The sequence below is a fragment of the Streptomyces sp. NBC_01689 genome (assembly GCF_036250675.1).
In the GTDB taxonomy this organism is placed as follows: domain Bacteria; phylum Actinomycetota; class Actinomycetes; order Streptomycetales; family Streptomycetaceae; genus Streptomyces.
On sequence record NZ_CP109592.1, the window covers coordinates 6,872,140 to 6,892,394 of the forward strand.

General features: G+C 73.6%; 14 protein-coding genes. 3 read left to right on the top strand and 11 right to left on the bottom strand.

The window, feature by feature from the left end; translation table 11 throughout:
* Nucleotides 1–103: 103 nt before the first annotated feature.
* A complete protein-coding gene (gene lipB / locus OG776_RS29335) occupies nucleotides 104–898 on the bottom strand; it encodes a lipoyl(octanoyl) transferase LipB (protein WP_329322789.1) in 795 nt (264 codons plus the stop codon).
* A gap of 291 nt (nucleotides 899–1,189) precedes the next feature.
* Here lipB and OG776_RS29340 point away from each other — a divergent pair, with 291 nt between their 5' ends.
* Entirely contained in the window at nucleotides 1,190–2,671 is a 1,482-nt protein-coding gene (locus tag OG776_RS29340) for a regulator (protein ID WP_148013658.1), read from the top strand.
* A 7-nt stretch (nucleotides 2,672–2,678) separates the two neighbouring features.
* On the opposite strand, the gene OG776_RS29345 is transcribed toward OG776_RS29340, so the two are convergent.
* Nucleotides 2,679–4,067 carry an NAD(P)/FAD-dependent oxidoreductase gene (locus tag OG776_RS29345; protein ID WP_148013657.1) on the bottom strand — a complete coding sequence of 463 codons (1,389 nt, stop codon included), beginning with the start codon at nucleotides 4,065–4,067 and terminating at the stop codon, nucleotides 2,679–2,681.
* A 605-nt stretch (nucleotides 4,068–4,672) separates the two neighbouring features.
* Nucleotides 4,673–5,590, bottom strand: a complete 918-nt coding sequence (locus OG776_RS29350; protein WP_329322791.1) for a TIGR01777 family oxidoreductase — start codon at nucleotides 5,588–5,590, stop codon at nucleotides 4,673–4,675.
* A gap of 72 nt (nucleotides 5,591–5,662) precedes the next feature.
* On the opposite strand from OG776_RS29350, the gene OG776_RS29355 reads away from it, so the two are divergent.
* Nucleotides 5,663–6,151 (top strand): GNAT family N-acetyltransferase, encoded by a 489-nt coding sequence (locus tag OG776_RS29355; protein ID WP_187285995.1) that lies wholly within the window; start codon nucleotides 5,663–5,665, stop codon nucleotides 6,149–6,151.
* A 72-nt stretch (nucleotides 6,152–6,223) separates the two neighbouring features.
* On the opposite strand, the gene OG776_RS29360 is transcribed toward OG776_RS29355, so the two are convergent.
* On the bottom strand, nucleotides 6,224–7,408 hold the full coding sequence (locus OG776_RS29360; RefSeq protein WP_148013654.1) for a MarP family serine protease: 1,185 nt from the start codon (nucleotides 7,406–7,408) through the stop codon (nucleotides 6,224–6,226).
* 580 nt (nucleotides 7,409–7,988) lie between these two features.
* On the opposite strand from OG776_RS29360, the gene OG776_RS29365 reads away from it, so the two are divergent.
* Nucleotides 7,989–8,735 carry a peptidoglycan recognition protein family protein gene (locus tag OG776_RS29365; protein WP_148014108.1) on the top strand — a complete coding sequence of 249 codons (747 nt, stop codon included), beginning with the start codon at nucleotides 7,989–7,991 and terminating at the stop codon, nucleotides 8,733–8,735.
* Nucleotides 8,736–8,923: 188 nt separating this feature from the next.
* Here the strand turns inward: OG776_RS29365 and OG776_RS29370 are convergent, their stop codons facing one another.
* The 7 genes from OG776_RS29370 to OG776_RS29400 form a co-directional block, all read right to left on the bottom strand.
* On the bottom strand, nucleotides 8,924–9,445 hold the full coding sequence (locus tag OG776_RS29370) for a DUF4240 domain-containing protein (RefSeq protein ID WP_187285994.1): 522 nt from the start codon (nucleotides 9,443–9,445) through the stop codon (nucleotides 8,924–8,926).
* A 111-nt stretch (nucleotides 9,446–9,556) separates the two neighbouring features.
* Complete coding sequence (locus OG776_RS29375; protein ID WP_148013653.1) at nucleotides 9,557–10,528, bottom strand: helix-turn-helix transcriptional regulator; 972 nt, start codon at nucleotides 10,526–10,528, stop codon at nucleotides 9,557–9,559.
* 102 nt (nucleotides 10,529–10,630) lie between these two features.
* Complete coding sequence (gene aceE, locus OG776_RS29380) at nucleotides 10,631–13,333, bottom strand: pyruvate dehydrogenase (acetyl-transferring), homodimeric type (RefSeq protein WP_148013652.1); 2,703 nt, start codon at nucleotides 13,331–13,333, stop codon at nucleotides 10,631–10,633.
* A 259-nt stretch (nucleotides 13,334–13,592) separates the two neighbouring features.
* On the bottom strand, nucleotides 13,593–14,216 hold the full coding sequence (locus tag OG776_RS29385; protein ID WP_148013651.1) for a GntR family transcriptional regulator: 624 nt from the start codon (nucleotides 14,214–14,216) through the stop codon (nucleotides 13,593–13,595).
* Between the two features lie 330 nt (nucleotides 14,217–14,546).
* Nucleotides 14,547–16,361, bottom strand: a complete 1,815-nt coding sequence (gene sucB, locus OG776_RS29390; protein WP_329322792.1) for a 2-oxoglutarate dehydrogenase, E2 component, dihydrolipoamide succinyltransferase — start codon at nucleotides 16,359–16,361, stop codon at nucleotides 14,547–14,549.
* A gap of 132 nt (nucleotides 16,362–16,493) precedes the next feature.
* Entirely contained in the window at nucleotides 16,494–17,882 is a 1,389-nt protein-coding gene (gene lpdA / locus OG776_RS29395; protein WP_148013650.1) for a dihydrolipoyl dehydrogenase, read from the bottom strand.
* 315 nt (nucleotides 17,883–18,197) lie between these two features.
* A complete protein-coding gene (locus OG776_RS29400; RefSeq protein WP_148013649.1) occupies nucleotides 18,198–19,727 on the bottom strand; it encodes a leucyl aminopeptidase in 1,530 nt (509 codons plus the stop codon).
* Nucleotides 19,728–20,255: the final 528 nt, after the last annotated feature.

Here is a 20,255-nt window from a genome sequence, read left to right on the forward strand (position 1 = left end):
AGGGTACGCCCGTGCGGTGCTTGCTCCCCGGGGTGGGCAACCTTGGGGAGCGGGGGTGCATTCCCGCGGGAGGCGTCGGAGGGGACACGTTCCCGGGGAGCGGTCAGGCGGACGCCCGCTCCACCTCGCGCGGCCTGAGGTCCGCGTTGCCGAGGACGTCCTCCAGGTGCTTCTCCACGACGGGCAGCACCTCGCCGATGGTGAGCTCGCGGCCCAGTTCGTACGCGAGCGACGTCACGCCCGCGTCCCGGATGCCGCACGGGATGATCTTGTCGAAGGACGAGGTGTCGGGGTTCACGTTCAGGGCGAAGCCGTGCATGGTGACGCCCTTGGCGACCCGGATGCCCAGGGCGCAGATCTTGCGGTCCTCCCGGCGCTGGCCGGCGTTGGAGGGCGCGTACTGCGGTCCGTTCAGCCGTGGGTCGAACTCCTCGTCGGTGAGGCGCGGGTCGAAGTCGAGGGAGAGGCCGCCGGCGGGGCGTTCGCCGACCGGGTCGCCGAGGACCCAGACGCCCGCGCGGCCCTCCACCCGGCTGGTCTCGACGCCGAACTCGGCGCAGACCCGGATCATCGCCTCCTCCAGGCGGCGCAGGTGCGCCACCACGTCCACGGGGCGCGGAAGCTTCTGGATGGGGTAGCCCACGAGCTGGCCGGGGCCGTGCCAGGTGATCTTCCCGCCGCGGTCCACGTCGACGACGGGCGTGCCGTCGAGCGGGCGTTCGTCGTCCGCCGTCCGCCGTCCCGCCGTGTAGACGGGCTGGTGCTCCAGGAGCAGACAGGTGTCGGGGATCTCGTCCAGGAAGCGGGCGGCGTGCACCCGGCGTTGCTCGTCCCACGCCTCCTGGTAGTCCACGGCCTCGGCACCGAATCCCATGCGGACGAACCGCAGCTCACTCACGGCAAGCGCCTCCCTCGAAGTCCACGACCGCGGTCCGGCACTCCGCGGAACCGTTGTCCGGTACGCGAAAGAACCTTTCGTCAGGTACGTGACGCGCCTACGCCACTGTACGTCCGGGCCCGCCGCGTCAGCTCGAAGGGCAATCCTCACACGATCGGATGAATATATGCCGGACCGTGTGATCGGGTGCTCACGCTCAGCTACATTCGCGCCGTTCAGGAGGCCATAAGGGCTGCTCACAGGCAATCCGGGCGCGCAGTGGCGCCCGAAAGGCAGGAGACCGCACCGCAGATGACGGAACGACCCGCGCAGCGCACGCCCAACCGCCAGCTCGCCGCGCTCATCGCAGAAGCGGGGTTCTCCAACGCAGGTCTCGCCCGTCGCGTGGACCAGCTCGGCCTCGAACACGGACTTGATCTCAGATACGACAAGACATCGGTGACCCGGTGGCTGCGCGGGCAGCAGCCCAGGGGCACGACTCCCGCGCTCATCGCCGAGGTGTTCACCCGCCGCCTCGGGCGACGGCTCACCGCGCAGGATCTCGGGCTCGACGCCTGCGCCCCCGTGTACGCGGGCCTGGAGTTCGCCGCGACCCCGGAGGAGGCCGTCGACATCGTCAGCGGGCTGTGGCGCAAGGACTCCGGCAGCCACGCCGAGCTGCGGAAGATCGCCTTCACCCCGGCGGGACTCGTGGTCCCCAGCCGGGACTGGCTGATCGGCCGGGCCGACGACCGGGTCGGCCGCGGCGACCTGGCCGGGGCGCGCATCCCCGCCCAGGCGCGCCCCGCCGCCGTCCCCCGGTTCCCGGCCCCCGCCGAGGCGGGGGAGCCCCCGGCCCGCCGGCGCAACCAGACCGAGCGCGGCCCCGGTCAGCGGGTCACCGGCGGCGACATCGCGGCGCTCCGTTCGGTCGGCGAGCTCTTCCGCGCCCTCGACCACGCGTACGGCGGCGGACACGCCCGGCAGGCGCTGGTCCGCTACCTGGAGCACGAGGCGGAGCCGATGCTGCGCGGCGTCTACGGGGAGCAGACCGGACGGCGCCTGTTCGCGGCCGCGGCCGACCTCACCCGGCTGGCCGGCTGGACCTCGTACGACATCGCCGCGCACGGGCTCGCGCAGCGCTACTTCGTGCAGGCGCTGCGGCTGTCGCAGGCGGCCGGGGACCGGGCGTACGGCTCCTACGTGCTGGTGACCATGAGCCGGCAGGCGGTCTACCTCGGCCACGGGCGCGAGGCCGTCCAGCTCGCCCGGGTCGCCCAGCAGGGCGTGGGCTCGTCCGCGCCGCCCGTCGTCCAGGCGATGCTGCACTCCGTCGAGGCGCGCGGGCACGGGGTGCTCGGCGAGGTGAGGGCCTGCACGGCGTCGCTGGTGCGCGCCGAGCGGGCGCTGGAGACCGCCCGGCCCGGGGACGACGCGCCGCACTGGGCGCGCTTCTTCGACGAGGCGCAGCTCGCCGACGAGTTCGGGCACTGCCACCGGGATCTGCAGCAGTACCGGGCCGCGGCGCAGCACGCCGAGCGCTCGCTCCAGCTGCGGGCGCCCGGCTACGCGCGCAGCCGGCTCTTCTGCCGGGTGGTGCTCGCCACCGCGCGGCTCGGGCTCGGGGAGCTCGACCAGGCCTGCCAGCTGGGCGCGGAGGCGGCGGGACAGGCGGCGGAGATGCGGTCGGTACGGGCCGTGGAGTACGTACGGGAGTTCGAGCGCCGGCTCGAACCGTACCGGGACGCGGCACCCGTGCGCGGCTACCGGGACCGGGTGGCCGCGCTCGGGTGACCCGGGGTCAGGCGGCCGCCTCCAGGGGTTCCTCGGCGGTGACCGGTTGGACGCCCAGGTCCGCGAGCAGGGCCTTGGCGGCCCTGCGGGCCGAATGCAGGGCCCCCTGGAGCGTGCCGGTGTCGCGGTGGTCCCCGCAGACGTACAGGCCCGCCAGGAGGCGTACCGGGCGGCGCAGGTCGTGCGGCGGGGGCATCGCGGGGACGGCGTCGGCGGTGTGGTGGACCGCGAGGAGCTCCCAGCGGCTCGTCGGAGTCCCGTACAGGCGGGCCAGCTGGGCGCGGACCGCCGCGTCCAGCGGGGCGGCGGACGGCGGGACGCCCAGCACCGTCGAGGAGATCAGGGCGCGTCCGGCCGGGGCGCGGCTCGGGTCGACCTGGCTCACCACCGCGGTGTGCGCCACCGGCCCGCCGCGGTCGGCGTCCAGCAGCAGGGCGGGCTCGGCGAGCGGCGGCTCGTCCGTGGTGTGGTGCAGGACGGTCACCGGATGGAAGGCCGGGACGCGCAGGCCGGGCAGCAGCCGGGCGGCGTCGCGGGCCCCGGTGGCCAGCAGGATGGCGCGACAGGTGAGCCGGCCGTGGTCGCGGGTGGTCACGGTGGTCGTGGAGACCGCGGTGACATGGACGCCGGTGCGCACGGTGCCCGGTGGGAGCGAGGCCGCGAGGAGTTCCGGAAGGGTGTCCGCGCCGCCCTCCGGCAGACAGAGCCGGCCCGACGCGAACGAGTGCAGGGCCAGGTCGGCGGCCCGGCTGGAGGTGGTGAGCTCCGGATCGCACAGGAGCGCGGAGAGCAGCGGGCGCAGGAAGCCGTCGACCGTACGCGGTGGCAGCCCGCGAGCGGCCTGCGAGCCGGCCGCCGGGTGCTCCGGGCGGGTCAGGAGGCGCTCCGGCGGGGTGGCCGCGAGGCGGGCGAGCGCGGCCGTGAGGCGCGTCTGGTCGAGGGGGCCGCCCAGGGGTCCGGGCCGGGGGACCCCGCTCTGGCCGCGATGGGGGCGATAGGCGCTCCGGGCGGTGGTCCGGGGGAGCCGGGGGGCGCTTGCGAGGGCGCGCGCCGCGGTGAGTGCGCCTCTTGCGCTCCGGGGGGTGAGGGCGCCGGCGCGGTGGTGGCGGCCGTCGCTGTGCAGCAGGACGCCCGGGGAGAACGGGCGCAGGGTCAGGCCGTCCAGGCCGGGGGTGCGGCGTAGTTCCGGGTACGACGTGGACAGCAGCCGGCCGATGCGGTCGAGCCGGAATCCGTCCACCTTCTCCGTCGCCATGCGGCCGCCCACGGTGGGGGCGGCCTCCAGGACCACGGTGGTGAGCCCCGCCCTGGTCAGGTGCTGGGCGGCCGCCAGCCCCGCGGCTCCGGCCCCGACGATGACGACGTCCACGTCCGCTTGACATACGGGCTCTAGCACATGCCCCTCCTCGAGGTTGCGCGGCCGGTGGGGACGTCATGCCCCCAACGGGCCCTGGGAATACCCGAGTTCGGGTCGAGAGTAGGGGTGTGGGCGGCGCGGGGCAGTCGCGCGTCGGGTGTGCACGGTCGCATGGGGGGGGCATACGGCTCCGCCGGCGGTCAGGGGGTTCCGCACCCCGGGTCGGTGGGGCCGGCCCCCGCCCCTGGGGCTGCGCCCCCAGACCCCCGCTCCGGCCTGAACGGCCTTGTCCGGACGGGCTGGGGTGTGGGCGTGTGTGGTGGGGTGGGCGTCGGGCGCCGTGACCCCTGGGGCTGCCGCCCCCAGACCCCCGCTCCGGCCTCGAACGCCGGACGGGCTGACGGTGCGGGCCCGCGCTCAGAGGCCGGCGTCCGGGCGTCTCCAGCCCGTCCGGCGTTCGAGGACGAGCCCTGCGGGTCTGATCGGGCGCGGGCTCGCATCTCCAGCCCGTCCGGCGTTCGAGGCCGAGCCCTTCGGGCGATGCGGGGGTCCAGGGGGCGCAGCGCCCCTGGCGGGGGTCCGGGGGGCGGAGTCCCCAGGTCGAGGTCGGGTCGGGCAGAGGCGGCGGGGGCGAGGGGACGCCGTCAGTCCAGCGCCGCTCGCAGCGTCTCCTCGATCGACGGGTACGTGAACCCGAAGCCGGACTCCAGCAGACGCGTGGGCAGCACCCGCTGACTGCCCAGAACGTCCTCGGCCATGTCCCCCAGAGCCGCCCGCAGCACCCCCGCGGGAGCCCCCAGCACGGTGGGCCGCCGCAGCACCCGCCCCATCGCCTCCGTGATCTCACGGTTCGTCAGCGGCTGAGGCGCGGTCAGATTCACCGGACCGGACAGCGACACCGTGTCGAGGAGGTACCTGAGCGCGGCCACCTCGTCGTGCACCGAGATGAAACTCCAGTACTGGCGGCCGTCCCCCAGACGCCCGCCGAGCCCCGCCCTGAAGAGCGGGAACAGCCTCCCCCACGCCCCGCCCTCACGGGCCACCACCAGCCCCGTACGGGCCAGCACGGTACGGACCCCCGCCTCACGGGCCGGGGCGGTCGCCTCCTCCCACGCCACGCACACGGAGGGCAGGAACCCCTCCCCGGGCCCCGCCGACTCGTCCACCGCCCGGTCGCCCGTGTCGCCGTAGAACCCGATCGCGCTCCCGTTGACGAACACCGACGGGCGTTCGTCGAGCGAGGCCACCGCCTCGGCGAGCACCGTGGTCCCGCGCACCCGGCTCTCCCGGATCGTCCGCTTGTAGGACTCCGTCCACCGTCGTGAGGCGATGCCCGCGCCCGCGAGGTTCACCACCGCCGCGCACCCGGCGAGCGCCCCCGCGCCGATCCCGCGCCCCTCGGGGTCCCACCGCACCTCGTCCCGGCCGCGGGGCTCCCGCCGCACCAGGCGGACCACCTCGTGGCCGTCCGCGGCCAGCGAGCGCGTCAGCGCCGAACCGATCAGGCCGGACGCACCGGCGATCACCACGCGGGAACCGGGAGCAAGCGGTGAGTCGTTCATGCGTCCATCCTGCCCCGCCGCCGGGGGAAAAGACGGGCGGGAACACCGTGGCGCCGCCGTACAGTGATCCTCATGCCGGTACCGCACATACGCTCCGCCACGCCGGACGACGAGGACGCCCTCGGCCGTCTCGACCGCGCCACCTGGTCCACGCTGCACGCGGTCATGCCCCGCCCCCGGCCGCCGTACGAGCCCTTCTACAGCGAACGGTTCGGGCCGCGCGACCACCTGGTCGCCGAACTCGACGGCGCGCTGGCCGGCTACGTCCGGCTCGGCCGGCCGACCTCTCTGGCCTGCAACTCCCACGTCCGGCAGATCCAGGGACTCGCCGTCTCGGAGGCCGCCCGTGGCGCGGGCGTCGGGCGGGCGCTGCTGCGGGCCGTGCAGGACGAGGCCCGGCGGCAGGGCGCCCGGCGGATCTCCCTGCGGGTCCTCGGGCACAACACCCCGGCCCGCAAGCTGTACGAGTCCGAGGGCTTCGTCGTGGAGGGCGTCCTGCCCGAGGAGTTCCTGCTCGACGGCGCGTACGTCGACGACGTGTTCATGGGCCGCGCCCTCTGACGGCGCGGACCCGCGAGCGCCCCGCCCTTCCCGCCTCGCGCCCGTTCGCCCGTCCGCGGACGGGACGCCGGCTCACGAGGTGACCAGGTCCCCCGTGTCCACCGGCGCCGTCGCCCGCGCCGCCCGCTGCGCGTCGCCGGCGACCTCGTGCGCCGTCAGCACGTAGCCCGTCTCGTCGTCCGAGGTCGAACGGGCGAAGACGACCCCGTACACCCGGCCCTCGGTGGTGAGGAGAGGCCCGCCGGAGTTGCCGGGGCGGACCGTGGAGCGGATCGAGTAGATCTCCCGGGTGACGGTGTCCGTGCTGTAGATGTTCTGGCCGCGCGCGTCGATCCGGCTCGCGACCGTCGCCGCCTGCAGGTCGAGACCGCCGTCCTGCGGATAGCCCGCGACGACCGCCGAGTCGCCGCGCGCGGCGCCGGTGTCGAAACGCAGGAGCGGGGCCCGCAGACCGGGTACGTACAGGACGGCGACGTCCTTGCGCGGGTCGAAGAGCACCACACGCGCCGAGTACACCCGGCCCACGCCGCCCACCCGCACCGTCGGGTTGTCGATGCCCGCCACCACGTGGGCGTTGGTCATCACGTGCTGCGCCGCGTACGCGAAGCCGCTGCCCTCCCGGCCCTGGGTGCCCGCGGCGCCCTCGATCTTCACCGTGCTCAGCTTGGCGGCGTTCGTCGCGGACTCGGTCACGCTGTCCCCGGAGGGCTTGGCGACGCCCGCCGTCGGCTCGTTCTCGAACGGGTTGAAGACCTGCGGGAAGCCCGCCTCCGTGAGCGCCGAGGTCGCCCGTGAGAACCAGGTGGGCGTGGTGTCCGGCATCGCGTTCTGCACCGCGCCCAGCAGGGCCGAACCACGGATCGACTGCGTGATCAGCGTGGACGAGGAGGCGCCCAGGACGCTCGCCGCCACCCAGGCCACCAGCAGCACGGCCAGCGTGTTCGCCGCGGCCCCGCCGATCCCGTCCGCCACCCGCAGCGGCCCCCGGTCCAGCTCGCGGCGGAGCTTCAGCGCCAGCCGGCCCGCCAGTTCGTGGCCCACCACGGCCGGTACCAGCACCGTCAGCACGGCCGTCACCGTGGCCGCCGACGTGCCCGCCGTCACCAGGTCCATCATCCAGGGCAGCACCCATACGCCGATGACCGCGCCGCCCACGAACCCGGCCAGCGAGACACAGCCGGCGACCAGGCCGCGCCGGTAGCCGGACGCCGCGTAGGCGAGGATCACCAGCATCAGCAGGACGTCGAGCAGATCCACGGAGCCGCCTTTCTCTCGGGCCCCTTAGTACGCGCGGGGCGGGCTCGGTGATCAGACACGCGCGCGAGGTCCCGCGAGCGGGCCGCACGTGCGTGGAACTGTGAAAACGTTCCGGACCGCGGGGATGGTTCCACCGGGTGGCACAGCGCACATCGCGCCGCGGGGGGATCCGGGCGAGGGTGAGGGCATGCGTGTCGTGTGGAGGACGCGGGGGGCATCGCGGGAACCGGTCGGAGAGCGACTTCGCCGTGCGCTGGACCTGGTGCGGCTGTGGCTGCGCTGGTGGCTGCCGCGGCGCCCGGTATGGGGCCCGTGGGTGGTGTGGCGCCCGCTGCGGGACCGGTGGGCGGCACGCCGTCCTGCGGAGGACCTGTGGGCGAGGTGCCGGCCGGCGGCGGACCGGTGGGCGGCGCGCGGACGTGTGTGGATCGGCTGGGCGGAGCGCCGGACGGCGCGGGTCCGGCGGGCGCTGCGGTACTGGTGGGCGGTGCGCCGGCCCGGGTGGGTGCGCCGGCCCGAGTGGGTGCGCCGGACGACCTGGCGGCCGGCACCGGGCGGGTGGGCGACCCGGCCCACGCTGATCGTGCTCGGGTGTGTCTCCGGACTGCTCGCGGTGGCCGCGCTCGTCCTGTGCGCCCTCGGTGTCGAACGCGTCGTGGGCCGCTCCCGTACCGCCGCGCCCCCGGCCGCCGTCGTGCGCCCGGCCCTCCACACCGCCGTGCGGCCGGTCATCGTGCCGCGGTCGAGCTGGCTGGACGAGCGGACCGCGCACAGCCAGCCGCCGCCGCGCTACGACGACCGGGTCGTCGCCGTCTTCGTCCACCACACCGACTCGCCGAACGCGTACGACTGCGCCGACGTGCCCCGCATCATCCGGTACCTCTACGCCGGGCAGACCGGGGTCCGGAACTGGGACGACATCGGCTACAACTTCCTCGTCGACCGGTGCGGGACGATCTACGAGGGTCGCGCGGGCGGGGTCGACCGGGCCGTCACCGGTGCCCACACCCAGGGCTTCAACCACCGGACCGCGGGGATCGCGGCCATCGGCACCTTCACGGCGGGAGCGGTGGTGCCGCCGGCCATGACCGAGGCGATCGCGGCGCTCGCCGCGTGGAAACTGGGGCTGGCGGACGTGGACCCGAGGGGCACCGTGCGGCTCGTGTCCAGCAACAGCCTCAGCCGCTACACGCAGGGGACGGCCGCGGTGCTGCCCACGCTGGCCGGGCACAACGCCGGATTCATGACCACGTGCCCCGGCGCCGCGCTGACGGACCGTCTTCCGGCGATCCGCACGAGGGCCGCGGTCCTCCAGGGCCGCCACTGAACTTCCACGCGGGGCGCCGGACTTCGGGCCGCCCTACGAAAAGCGGTGGGCGAGGGCCGGCCGCCGTGCCGTTCCCCGCGCACTCGGCGGCGGGACCCCTGCCCGGCGTCCGCCGGGCCCATCCGCCGGGCCCGTCCGCCGGGCCCGGAGGGGCCGAGAAGCCGCGACCCAGGGCCGGGACCGTGCCCTCAACCCCTGAAGCGTTCCCACAACTTGGGATACCGCTCGGCCAGCACCCGCTCGTTCTCGAAGTCGAGCGGCGTCCCCTCCGGCTCCGACGACGCCGGAGGAATCCCCAGGTCGGGCGCGACCACCCCGGTGAGCTGCTCGTACGCCTCGTCCGCCGCGTACCCAAGTTCCTCGCCGTCCCCGTCGAGATCCTCGTCGAAGTCGTCCAGGAGCTCCGCGAGGGCGTCCGGATCGTGCATCGCGCCCTCGAAGACCTCGCGGCCCTGGCCGATCAGCCAGCACCGGAAGAAGTCGAAGGCGTCGTCGCTCGCTCCGTCGAGCAGCACCCACGCGGCGCCCCACAGGTCCCATCGGTAGGCACGGTTGTAACGGGCCTCGAAGTGACGGGCGAAGTCGAGTACCACGTCCGGGTCCCGCTGGACGAGCCGTTCGACGAGCAGGTCGGCGTGGTCCTCGGGGTCGCCCTCGACGGCCTCGCGGGTCGTGTCCACCAGCTCCCAGAACTCCGTCTCGTCCATCACGGGTCAAGCATCGGGCCTCAAGGGGAGTGACGCACGCGGAGTGCCGCAGATTGTTATGCGTGCGCCCCTGACGGCGGAACCGGTGGATACGGGGCGCTTTCGCGGACCCCGTCAGGCGTAGAGCGCCGCCAGCCGCGCCGCGTCCGCGGCGAAGCGTTCGCGCAGCGCCACGGGGGAGAGCACCTCCACCTCGGGCCCGAGCCCCATGAGCTGCGCATGGGCGACCTCCTCGGACTCGACGGGCAGCGTGACGGTCACCCACCCCCGGTCGTCGGCGGCATCCAGGGCCTCCAGCGCCGCCCTCGCCGCCGGGGGACCCACGGCCCCCGCCAGCTGCCGCACACCGTCCGGGGAGAGCCGTACGACGGCCTCGGCTCGCAGGACGGAACGCGCGAACTGTTCGGCCCGCTCCTCCCAGAACCCGGGCAGGTCGAAATCCTCCTCCCGCCCGAACCGCTCCTCGCCGAGATCGACCGAGGTGAACCGGTCGATCCGGTACACCCGGAAGGTCCCGGCCTCCGGCACCCGCGCGCACACGTACCAGACCCCCGCCTTCAGCACGAGCCCGTACGGCTCCAGCGTCCGCTCCACCTCCGTCCCGCCCCGTCCGTACCGCGCGACGACCGGCCGGTCGTCCCACACCGCTTCCGCGACGGGGGGCAGCAGCTCGGGCGTCCCGGGCTCGCTGAACCAGGCGGGCGCGTCCAGATGGAAGCGCTGCGCCGCCGTCCGGGAGGCGTCCCGCAGCGAGGGCAGCAGGGCCGCGGAGACCTTCAGCCGGGCCGCCGACGCGGTGTCCTCCAGCCCCATCTCGCGCAGCGCCCCGGGCACCCCGCTCAGGAAGAGCGCCTCCGCCTCGCCGCGCGCCAGGCCGGTGAGCCGGGTGCGGTACCCGCCGATCAGCCGGTAACCCCCCGTCCGCCCACGGTCCGCGTAGACCGGGACGCCCGCCTCCGAGAGCGCCAGCGCGTCCCGCGCGACGGTCCGCTCGGACACCTCCAGCTCCCGCGCCAGCTCGGCGGCGGTCATCGACGCCCGCGACTGGAGCAGCAGCACCATCTTGATCAGGCGGGCAGCACGCATGCGTTCATCATGCCGGGCGCCACCGACAGCGAGCCGGCCGACGACGACGGCGAGGGGGGTACGGCGGCCGCCGTACCCCCCTCGCCGGGACGAACACAGGTCCTACAGGCCGTAGCGCTCCCGGGCTTCCTTCACCGCGGACGCCTTGACCTCACCGCGGCGGGCCAGCTGCGCCAGCGCCGCGACGACGATCGACTCCGCGTCCACGCCGAAGTGACGGCGGGCCGCCACGCGGGTGTCCGAGAGACCGAAGCCGTCGGCACCGAGCGAGGACCAGTCCTGCTCGACCCACTGGGCGATCTGGTCCGGGACCTGGCGCATGTAGTCGGAGACCGCGAGCACCGGGCCCTCGGCGCCGTGCAGCGCCTGGCGGACGAACGGCACCCGCTCCTCGCCGCGCAGCAGCGCCGCGTCGGCGTCCATCGCGTCGCGCCGCAGCTCCGTCCAGGAGGTCGCGGACCACACGTCGGCGGCCACGCCCCACTCCTCGGCGAGCAGCCGCTGCGCCTCCAGGGTCCAGTGGATCGCCGTGCCGGAGGCCAGCAGCTGGACGCGCGCGGCGTTGGCGGCCGGGGACAGGCCCGCCGACTCGGCCGTGTTGAAGCGGTACAGGCCCTTGACGATGCCCTCGTCGACACCGGGCCCGGCCGGCTTCGCGGGCTGCGGGATCGGCTCGTTGTAGACCGTCAGGTAGTAGAAGACGTTCGGGTCCTCGCCCGGCGCGGTCTCTCCGTACATCCGGCGCAGGCCGTCCTTGACGATCGCCGCGACCTCGTACGCGAACGCCGGGTCGTAGCTGAGCGCCGCCGGGTTCGTCGCCGCGATCACGGGGGAGTGGCCGTCGGCGTGCTGGAGGCCCTCGCCCGTCAGTGTCGTACGGCCCGCCGTGGCGCCGACCAGGAAACCGCGGCCGAGCTGGTCACCGAGCTGCCACATCTGGTCGGCCGTGCGCTGCCAGCCGAACATCGAGTAGAAGATGTAGAAGGGGATCATCGCCTCGCCGTGCGTGGCGTACGCGGTGGACGCGGCGATGAAGTCCGCCATGGAGCCGGCCTCGGTGATCCCCTCGTTGAGGATCTGGCCGTCCTTGGCCTCCTTGTAGTACATCAGCTGGTCGCGGTCGACCGGCTCGTACGTCTGGCCCTTGGGCGAGTAGATGCCGAGGGACGGGAAGAGGCTCTCCATGCCGAAGGTGCGCGCCTCGTCGGGGACGATCGGTACCCAGCGCTTCCCGCTCTGCTTGTCGCGGACGAGGTCCTTGACCAGCCGGACGAAGGCCATCGTCGTCGCCACGTTCTGCGTGCCGGAGCCCTTGTCGAAGGACGCGAACGCCTTGTCGGCGGGCGCGGGCAGCGGGGCGAGGGGGTGCGTGCGGCGGGCGGGGGCCGGACCACCGAGGGCCGCGCGGCGCTCCTGGAGGTAACGGACCTCGGGGGCGTCGGCGCCCGGGTGGCCGTAGGGGACCACGCCGTCGACGAACTGGCTGTCGGAGATGGGCAGTTCGAGCAGGTCACGCATCTGCTTGAACTCGTCCGTGGACAGCTTCTTCATCTGGTGGTTGGCGTTCTTCGACGCGAAGCCCGAGCCGAGCGTGAAGCCCTTGACCGTCTGGGCCAGGATCACGGTCGGTCCGCCCTTGTGCGCGAGCGCGGCGCGGTAGGCGGCGTACACCTTGCGCGACTCGTGGCCGCCGCGGGAGAGGTGGAAGCACTCGGTGATCTTGTCGTCGCTGAGCAGCTTCGCCATCTCGACGAGCGCCGGGTCGGCGCCGAAGAAGTCCTGGCGGATGTAGGCGGCGTCGCGCGTCTGGTACGTCTGCACCTGGGCGTCGGGCACCTCGCGCAGCCGGCGGACGAGCGCGCCGGTGGTGTCGAGCCGGAACAGCTCGTCCCAGGCGTTGCCCCACAGGGACTTCACGACGTTCCAGCCGGCGCCGCGGAACTGGGCCTCCAGCTCCTGCACGATCTTGAAGTTGGCGCGGACCGGGCCGTCGAGGCGCTGCAGGTTGCAGTTGATGACGAAGGTCAGGTTGTCCAGGCCCTCACGCGCGGCCAGGGCGAGTGCGGCCGTCGACTCCGGCTCGTCCATCTCGCCGTCACCGAGGAACGCCCACACGTGGGACTGCGAGACGTCCTTGATGCCGCGGTTGGTGAGATACCGGTTGAAGCGTGCCTGGTAGATCGCCGACAGCGGGCCGAGGCCCATGGAGACCGTCGGGAACTCCCAGAGCCAGGGCAGCCGGCGCGGGTGCGGGTAGGACGGCAGACCGTCGCCCCCCGCCTCCTGGCGGAAGTTGTCGAGCTGCGCCTCGCTGAGGCGGCCGTCGAGGAAGGCGCGGGCGTAGATGCCGGGGGAGGCGTGGCCCTGGATGTAGAGCTGGTCGCCGGACCCGTCACCCTCCTTGCCCTTGAAGAAGTGGTTGAAGCCCGTCTCGTAGAGCCAGGCAGCGGAGGCGAAGGTGGCGATGTGACCGCCCACGCCGTGCTTCGCGCCCCTGGTCACCATCGCGGCCGCGTTCCAGCGGTTCCAGGCGGTGATCCGGCGCTCCATCGCCTCGTCGCCGTCCACCACGGGCTCGGCGGAGGTGGGGATGGTGTTGACGTAGTCGGTCTCAAGCAGCTTGGGCAGCGCGAGGCCGTGGCCCTCGGCGCGCTCCAGCGTGCGGCGCATCAGGTACGCGGCACGGTGCGGCCCGGCCGCCTTGGTGACGGCGTCCAGGGAGGCCTGCCATTCGGCGGTCTCCTCGGGGTCGCGGTCCGGGAGCTGGTCGAGCTCGCTCGGCTGGATTGCGGTGGGGTCGGACATTGCGCCGCCTTCCGGAGTCGAAGGGGGTTCCCTCATCGGTAAGGGTTCGGGGTGGCCCTTGGTCTTTGGCAGGACAGGGCTCAGGGGCTCTGGTGTGAGCCCGCGATGACTCTAACTCCCTGATCGATGATCGATCAAAGGAATCCGGCCGAAAACCCTGTCGTCGGGTGAAAGTCGGCACGGGGTGCCTCGACCGCAGGCACCGGGTGCCGTGAATTCAGGGGATTCCCGCAGGTGAGCATGGTCGCGCTCCGCTGTGTCAGGGTCGCGGCGCGCAGCCGAGGACATGGGCCTTCACCAGCTCCGCGATCAGCGGGTCGCGGCGCCGGAAAGCGGCCACGAGGGCCTCGTGCTCCTCCGCGTACGACTGCTGGACGGTCCCCAGCCAGCGGATCGACAGCGCCGTGAAGACCTCGATGCCCAGGCCCTCCCAGGTGTGCAGGAGGACGGAGTTCCCGGCGGCCCGCACCAGCTCGCGGTGGAAGGCGACGGTGTGGCGGACCTGGCCGGTCCCGTCCGACAGCCGGTCGGCCTCGTACAGCGCGGTGACGTGGGGTTCCAGCGCCGAGCAGTCCTGCGCGAGCCGCTCCGCCGCCAGCTCGGCCGCGATGGCCTCCAGACCGGCCCGTACGGGGTAGCTCTCCTCCAGGTCGGCGGCCGTCAGGTTCCGCACCCGTACGCCCTTGTTCGGCGCCGACTCGATCAGCCGCAGCGACTCCAGCTCGCGCAGCGCCTCGCGCACCGGGGTCTGGCTGACCTCCAGCTCGGTCGCGATCCGGCGCTCCACGATCCGCTCGCCCGGCTTCCAGCGGCCGCTCACGATCCCTTCCACGATGTGCTCGCGGATCTGTTCGCGCAGCGAGTGGACGACGGGCGCGGTCATGAGGGCTCCTTCGGCGGGGGCTCTGGATCCGATACTGCGGCCCGAAGGGCCTCGTTGAGGGGTGGCGACCGGGCGACGAGCGGACCCGAGGGCTTTGACGTTTAGACAATAAGGCCGCACGGTCGCCGGGGAGAGGCGCACGGGGGCGCTTTCGCGCAGGTGAGACGAGACTTACACGCTGTCAGGGCGGGTGCGGGTGCGGGTGCGGGGGCGGGGCGGGGGCGGGTGCGGCCCGGTTCCGGCCGCTCGCGGCGGGCGCGGGGTGCGCGCACGCGCGACGCCCCCGCCCGGAGTGTTCCGGACGGGGGCGTCGGGTGCGCGGGGGCGGGACTACAGGCCGAGCTCGACCTCGAACTCGCCGGCCTCCAGGATCGCCTTGACCGCGGTCAGGTAACGGGCCGCGTCGGCGCCGTCCACCAGACGGTGGTCGTAGGAGAGCGTCAGGTAGGTCATGTCGCGGACGCCGATGACCGTGCCCTCCTCCGTCTCGATCACGGCCGGGCGCTTGACCGTGGCACCGATGCCGAGGATCGCGACCTGGTTCGGCGGCACGATGATCGTGTCGAAGAGAGCGCCGCGCGAACCGGTGTTGGAGATGGTGAAGGTCGCGCCGGACAGCTCGTCCGGGGTGATCTTGTTGGCGCGGACCTTGCCCGCCAGGTCGGCGGTCGCCTTCGAGATGCCGGCGATGTTCAGGTCGCCCGCACCCTTGATGACCGGGGTCATCAGGCCCTTCTCCGAGTCCACCGCGATACCGATGTTCTCGGAGTCGAAGTAGGTGATCGTGCCGTCGGCCTCGTTGATCCGGGCGTTGATGACCGGGTGGGCCTTCAGCGCCTGGGCCGCCGCCTTCACGAAGAACGGCATCGGGGAGAGCTTGACGCCCTCGCGGGCCGCGAAGGAGTCCTTCGCCTGCGCGCGGAGCTTCATCAGGCGGGTGATGTCGACCTCGACGACCGAGGACAGCTGGGCCTGCTCGTGCAGGGCCTTCACCATGTTGTCGCCGATGACCTTGCGGATGCGGGTCATCTTGACGGTCTGGCCGCGGAGCGGGGAGACCTCCAGGACGGGGGCCTTCTTGGCGGCGGGGGCGGCGGCCGCGGCGGGAGCCGGAGCGGCGGCGGCCTTCGCGGCCTCGGCGGCGGCGACGACGTCCTGCTTGCGGATACGGCCACCGACGCCGGTGCCCTTGACGGCGGCCAGGTCGACGCCGTTCTCGGCGGCGAGCTTGCGCACCAGCGGGGTCACGTAGGCGCCGTCGTCACCGGAGGTCGCGGCGGGAGCCGGGGCCGGGGCGACGGGGGCGGGCGCGGCCGGCGCGGGGGCCGGAGCCGGCGCGGCGGGAGCGGGCGCCGGGGCGGCGGGCGCGACCGGGGCGGCGGCTTGGACCGGAGCCGGAGCGGCCGGAGCCGGAGCCGGAGCGGCCGGAGCCGGAGCGGCGGGGGCCGGTGCGGCCGGAGCGGGCGCGGCAGCGGCGGGCGCCGGGGCCGCGGGAGCCGGAGCGGCGGCCGGAGCCGCGCCCGGGGCACCGATGACGGCGAGCTTGGCGCCGACCTCCGCGGTCTCGTCCTCGCCGACCACGATCTCCAGCAGGACGCCGGCGACCGGCGCGGGGATCTCGGTGTCGACCTTGTCCGTGGAGACCTCGAGCAGCGGCTCGTCCTCCGCGACCTCCTCGCCGACCTCCTTCAGCCAGCGGGTGACGGTGCCCTCGGTGACCGACTCGCCCAGCGCGGGCAGCACGACGTCGGTACCGGAGGCGCCACCGGCCGGAGCGGCGGGGGCGGCAGGGGCGGCGGGCGCCGGGGCCGCAGGGGCCTCGGCGGCCGGGGCGGGAGCGGCCGGGGCCGGTGCGGCCTCGGGCTCGGGCTCGGCGGCCGGAGCGGGGGCGGCGGCGGGCGCGCCCGTGCCGTCGTCGATGACGGCCAGCTCGGCGCCGACCTCGACCGTCTCGTCCTCGGCGACCTTGATGGAGGCGAGCACACCGGCGGCGGGCGAGGGGATCTCGGTGTCGACCTTGTCGGTCGACACCTCGAGCAGCGGTTCGTCGGCTTCGACGCGCTCGCCCTCGGCCTTCAGCCAGCGGGTGACAGTGCCCTCGGTGACGCTCTCACCGAGCGCCGGAAGGGTTACGGAAACCGGCATGGTTTCTGTTGCTCCTTACGAATGGGATCTCCCCTGCCCGTCGGGCGGAGCCGCGGGCTCGGGGAAGGTGCGGAAGTCTGTGGTCGTCGCGCCCAGGGGCGACGCGGTGACTGAGAACAGCCGTGGGCGTTGTCAGTCGTGCGAGTGCAGCGGCTTGCCCGCGAGGGCCAGGTGGGCCTCGCCGAGCGCCTCGTTCTGCGTCGGGTGGGCGTGGATGAGCTGGGCGACCTCGGCGGGCAGCGCTTCCCAGTTGTAGATCAGCTGGGCCTCGCCGACCTGCTCGCCCATGCGGTCGCCGACCATGTGGACGCCGACCACGGCACCGTCCTTGACCTGGACGAGCTTGATCTCGCCCGCGGTCTTGAGGATCTTGCTCTTGCCGTTGCCCGCGAGGTTGTACTTCAGGGCGACGACCTTGTCCGCGCCGTAGATCTCCTTGGCCTTGGCCTCGGTGATGCCCACGGAGGCGACCTCGGGGTGGCAGTACGTCACCCGCGGCACGCCGTCGTAGTCGATCGGGACGGTCTTGAGACCCGCGAGCCGCTCCGCGACGAGGATGCCCTCGGCGAAGCCGACGTGCGCGAGCTGGAGCGTCGGGACCAGGTCGCCGACGGCGGAGACGGTGGGCACGTTCGTCCGCATGTACTCGTCGACCAGGACGTAGCCGCGGTCCATGGCGATGCCCTGCTCCTCGTAGCCGAGACCGGCCGAGACCGGGCCGCGGCCGACGGCGACGAGCAGGACCTCGGCCTCGAACTCCTTGCCGTCGGCGAGGGTGACCTTGACACCGTTCTGGGTGTACTCGGCCTTCGAGAAGAAGGTGCCCAGGTTGAACTTGATGCCGCGCTTGCGGAACGCGCGCTCAAGAAGCTTGGAGGAGTTCTCGTCCTCGAGCGGGGCGAGGTGCTTGAGCCCTTCGATGATCGTGATGTCCGTGCCGAAGGACTTCCACGCGGAGGCGAACTCCACGCCGATGACGCCGCCGCCGAGCACGATCGCGGACTGCGGGACGCGGTCCAGGACCAGCGCGTGGTCGGACGAGATGATGCGGTTGCCGTCGATCTCCAGACCCGGCAGCGACTTCGGCACGGAGCCGGTCGCCAGCAGCACGTGACGGCCCTGGACACGCCGGCCGCCCACGTCGACGGAGGTCGGGGAGGACAGACGGCCCTCTCCCTCGATGTACGTCACCTTGCGGGAGGCGATGAGTCCCTGCAGGCCCTTGTACAGGCCCGTGATGACCTCGTCCTTGTACTTGTGGACGGCCGGGACGTCGATGCCCTCGAAGGTGGCCTTGACGCCGAACTGCTCGCTCTCGCGGGCCTGGTCGGCGATCTCGCCTGCGTGCAGCAGAGCCTTGGTGGGGATGCACCCCCGGTGCAGGCAGGTACCGCCGACCTTGTCCTTCTCGATCAGGGCGACGTCCAGGCCCAGCTGCGCTCCGCGCAGGGCCGCGGCGTAACCACCGCTACCACCGCCGAGGATCACTAGGTCGAAAACGGTGCTGGCGTCGTTCGCCACGTCACGTCCTCCATGCATGTGCGCCACGCCGGTCTCCAGTGACCGGTCGGCGGCTGGTGTCCGGCCGCTCTTCTTCGGCCCTGTGGTGGGGGCCCTGTCCTGCCGAGAACCCATCTTCGCACTTGTCGGAGGCGTTCGAGACGCCGGGCCGGTGTGTGAGACGTCCCACTGTCCGGTTTCCTCCGGACCCGCTGTCCGGTTTCGTCCGTACGGAACGGCCCCGGGCGACACGTCGCCCGGGGCCGTGGAGCACCCGGCTGAGGCGCGGGGCCCCGCCTGACCGGCCACGGGATCGTCCGTGGCCGGGCGGAGGGACTAGCCGAGGTCGCCCGCCGCGGTCAGCTCGGCGAGACGCACCAGCGTCCGCACCGCCGACCCCGTGCCGCCCTTGGGGGTGTAGCCGAACGGGCCGGACTCGTTGAACGCGGGTCCGGCGATGTCCAGGTGCGCCCAGGTGATGCCCTCGCCCACGAACTCCTTCAGGAACAGACCGGCGACCAGGCCGCCGCCCATCCGCTCGCCCATGTTCGCGATGTCCGCGGTGGGGGAGTCCATGCCCTTGCGCAGGTGCTCGGGCAGCGGCATCGGCCAGGACTCCTCGCCGACCTCCTCCGCGGCCTCCACGATCGAGGCGCGGAACGCGTCGTCGTTGGCCATCACACCGAAGGTGCGGTTGCCGAGGGCCAGCACCATCGCGCCGGTCAGGGTCGCCACGTCGACGATCGCGTCGGGCTTCTCCTCGGACGCCTTCCACAGTGCGTCCGCGAGGACGAGACGGCCCTCGGCGTCCGTGTTGAGGACCTCGACGGTCTTGCCGCTGTACATGCGCAGCACGTCACCGGGGCGGGTGGCGGAACCGGAGGGCATGTTCTCGGCGAGCGCCAGCCAGCCGGTGACGTTGACCTCCAGGCCGAGGCGCGCGGCGGAGACCACGGCGGCGAAGACCGCCGCCGCACCGCTCATGTCGCACTTCATCGTCTCGTTGTGCCCGGCGGGCTTGAGCGAGATGCCGCCCGAGTCGTAGGTGATGCCCTTGCCGACGAAGGCGAGGTGTTTGTCCGCCTTGGAGCTGGTGTACGAGAGCTTGACCAGGCGGGGAGCGGCGGCCGAGCCCGCGCCGACGCCCAGGATGCCGCCGTAGCCGCCCTTCGCGAGAGCCTTCTCGTCGAGCACCTGCACCTTGATGCCGTGCTCCTTGGCGGCGGCGGTGGCGACGGCGGCGAAGGCCTCGGGGGTGAGGTCGTTCGGCGGGGTGTTGACGAGGTCGCGGGCGCGGTTGAGCTCCTCGACGACGGCGGTGGCGCGCGCGATCGCGGCCTTGTGCGCCGCGTCCCGAGGCTTGCCGCCGAGCAGCGCGACCTCGCCGAGCGGGGCCTTGCCGTTCTTCGCGGCGCCGCCGGAGCGGCCGGTCTCCTTGTACGCGTCGAAGGAGTACGCGCCGAGCAGCGCGCCCTCCGCGAGGGCGCCGAGGTCGGCGGCGTCGGTGACCGGCAGGGCGAGGACGGCCTTCTTGGCGCCGGCGAGCGCACGGGCGGCGACACCCGCGGCGCGGCGCAGCGTCTCGGCGTCGAACGCCTCGTCCTTGTCGGGGACCGCTCCCAGGCCGACGGCCACGACGACGGGGGCCTTGAAGCCGGACGGCGCGGGCAGCTTCGTCACCTCGCCCTCGCCGCCGGACGCGCCGAGGGTCTCCAGGATGCCGGCGAGCGAGCCGTCATACGCCTTGTCCACGGCCTCGGCGCCCGGTGCGAGGACCGGGCCCTTGGCGCCCTTGGCGACACCGACGACGATCGCGTCGGCCCGCAGGCCGGACGCCGCGGCGGTGCTGAGAGTCAGAGCAGTCACGGTGGTGAATTCTCGCTTCCATTGAGTTCAGTGGCCGATCTGGGTGGGTCGACCGGGCCCGGCATCGATCCTTGTCCTGGCAGCGGAGAGGTGCCTGTGGTGGGGCCGGGAGGGCAATCGACAAGAGCCTACGCGGGGGAGACCGCCCCTGCGTCGTGGGGTGTTCACCCTTCCGTGGCGCGACCGCCGCCCGCCGCTCCTCCGCCCCCGGGATCCGGTGCGCGGGTGGGCGCTTCCGGTTCAGGTGTCGCGTGCGGCTCCACAGTAACTTCACCGGTCGTCCACCTGCTCCGACGGGCCCGCCGGGCCGGGGCGGATCCCGCGGGCCGGCGCGGCCCGCCCGCGCCGCGCGGTGCCGACCGGAGACGGGCACGGTCCCCGGGCGCCATCCCGCGCGCGTCCTGGAGTGCGCCGGGCGGCACACGCCCCCTGTCGCGCGACGTCTCCCGGCGCTCCCGCGGACGGACCACCACCGTCTCGGTCAAATCCGCGGGCGCGCCGGGGACTTCGGTCGCGCGGCCGGCGACG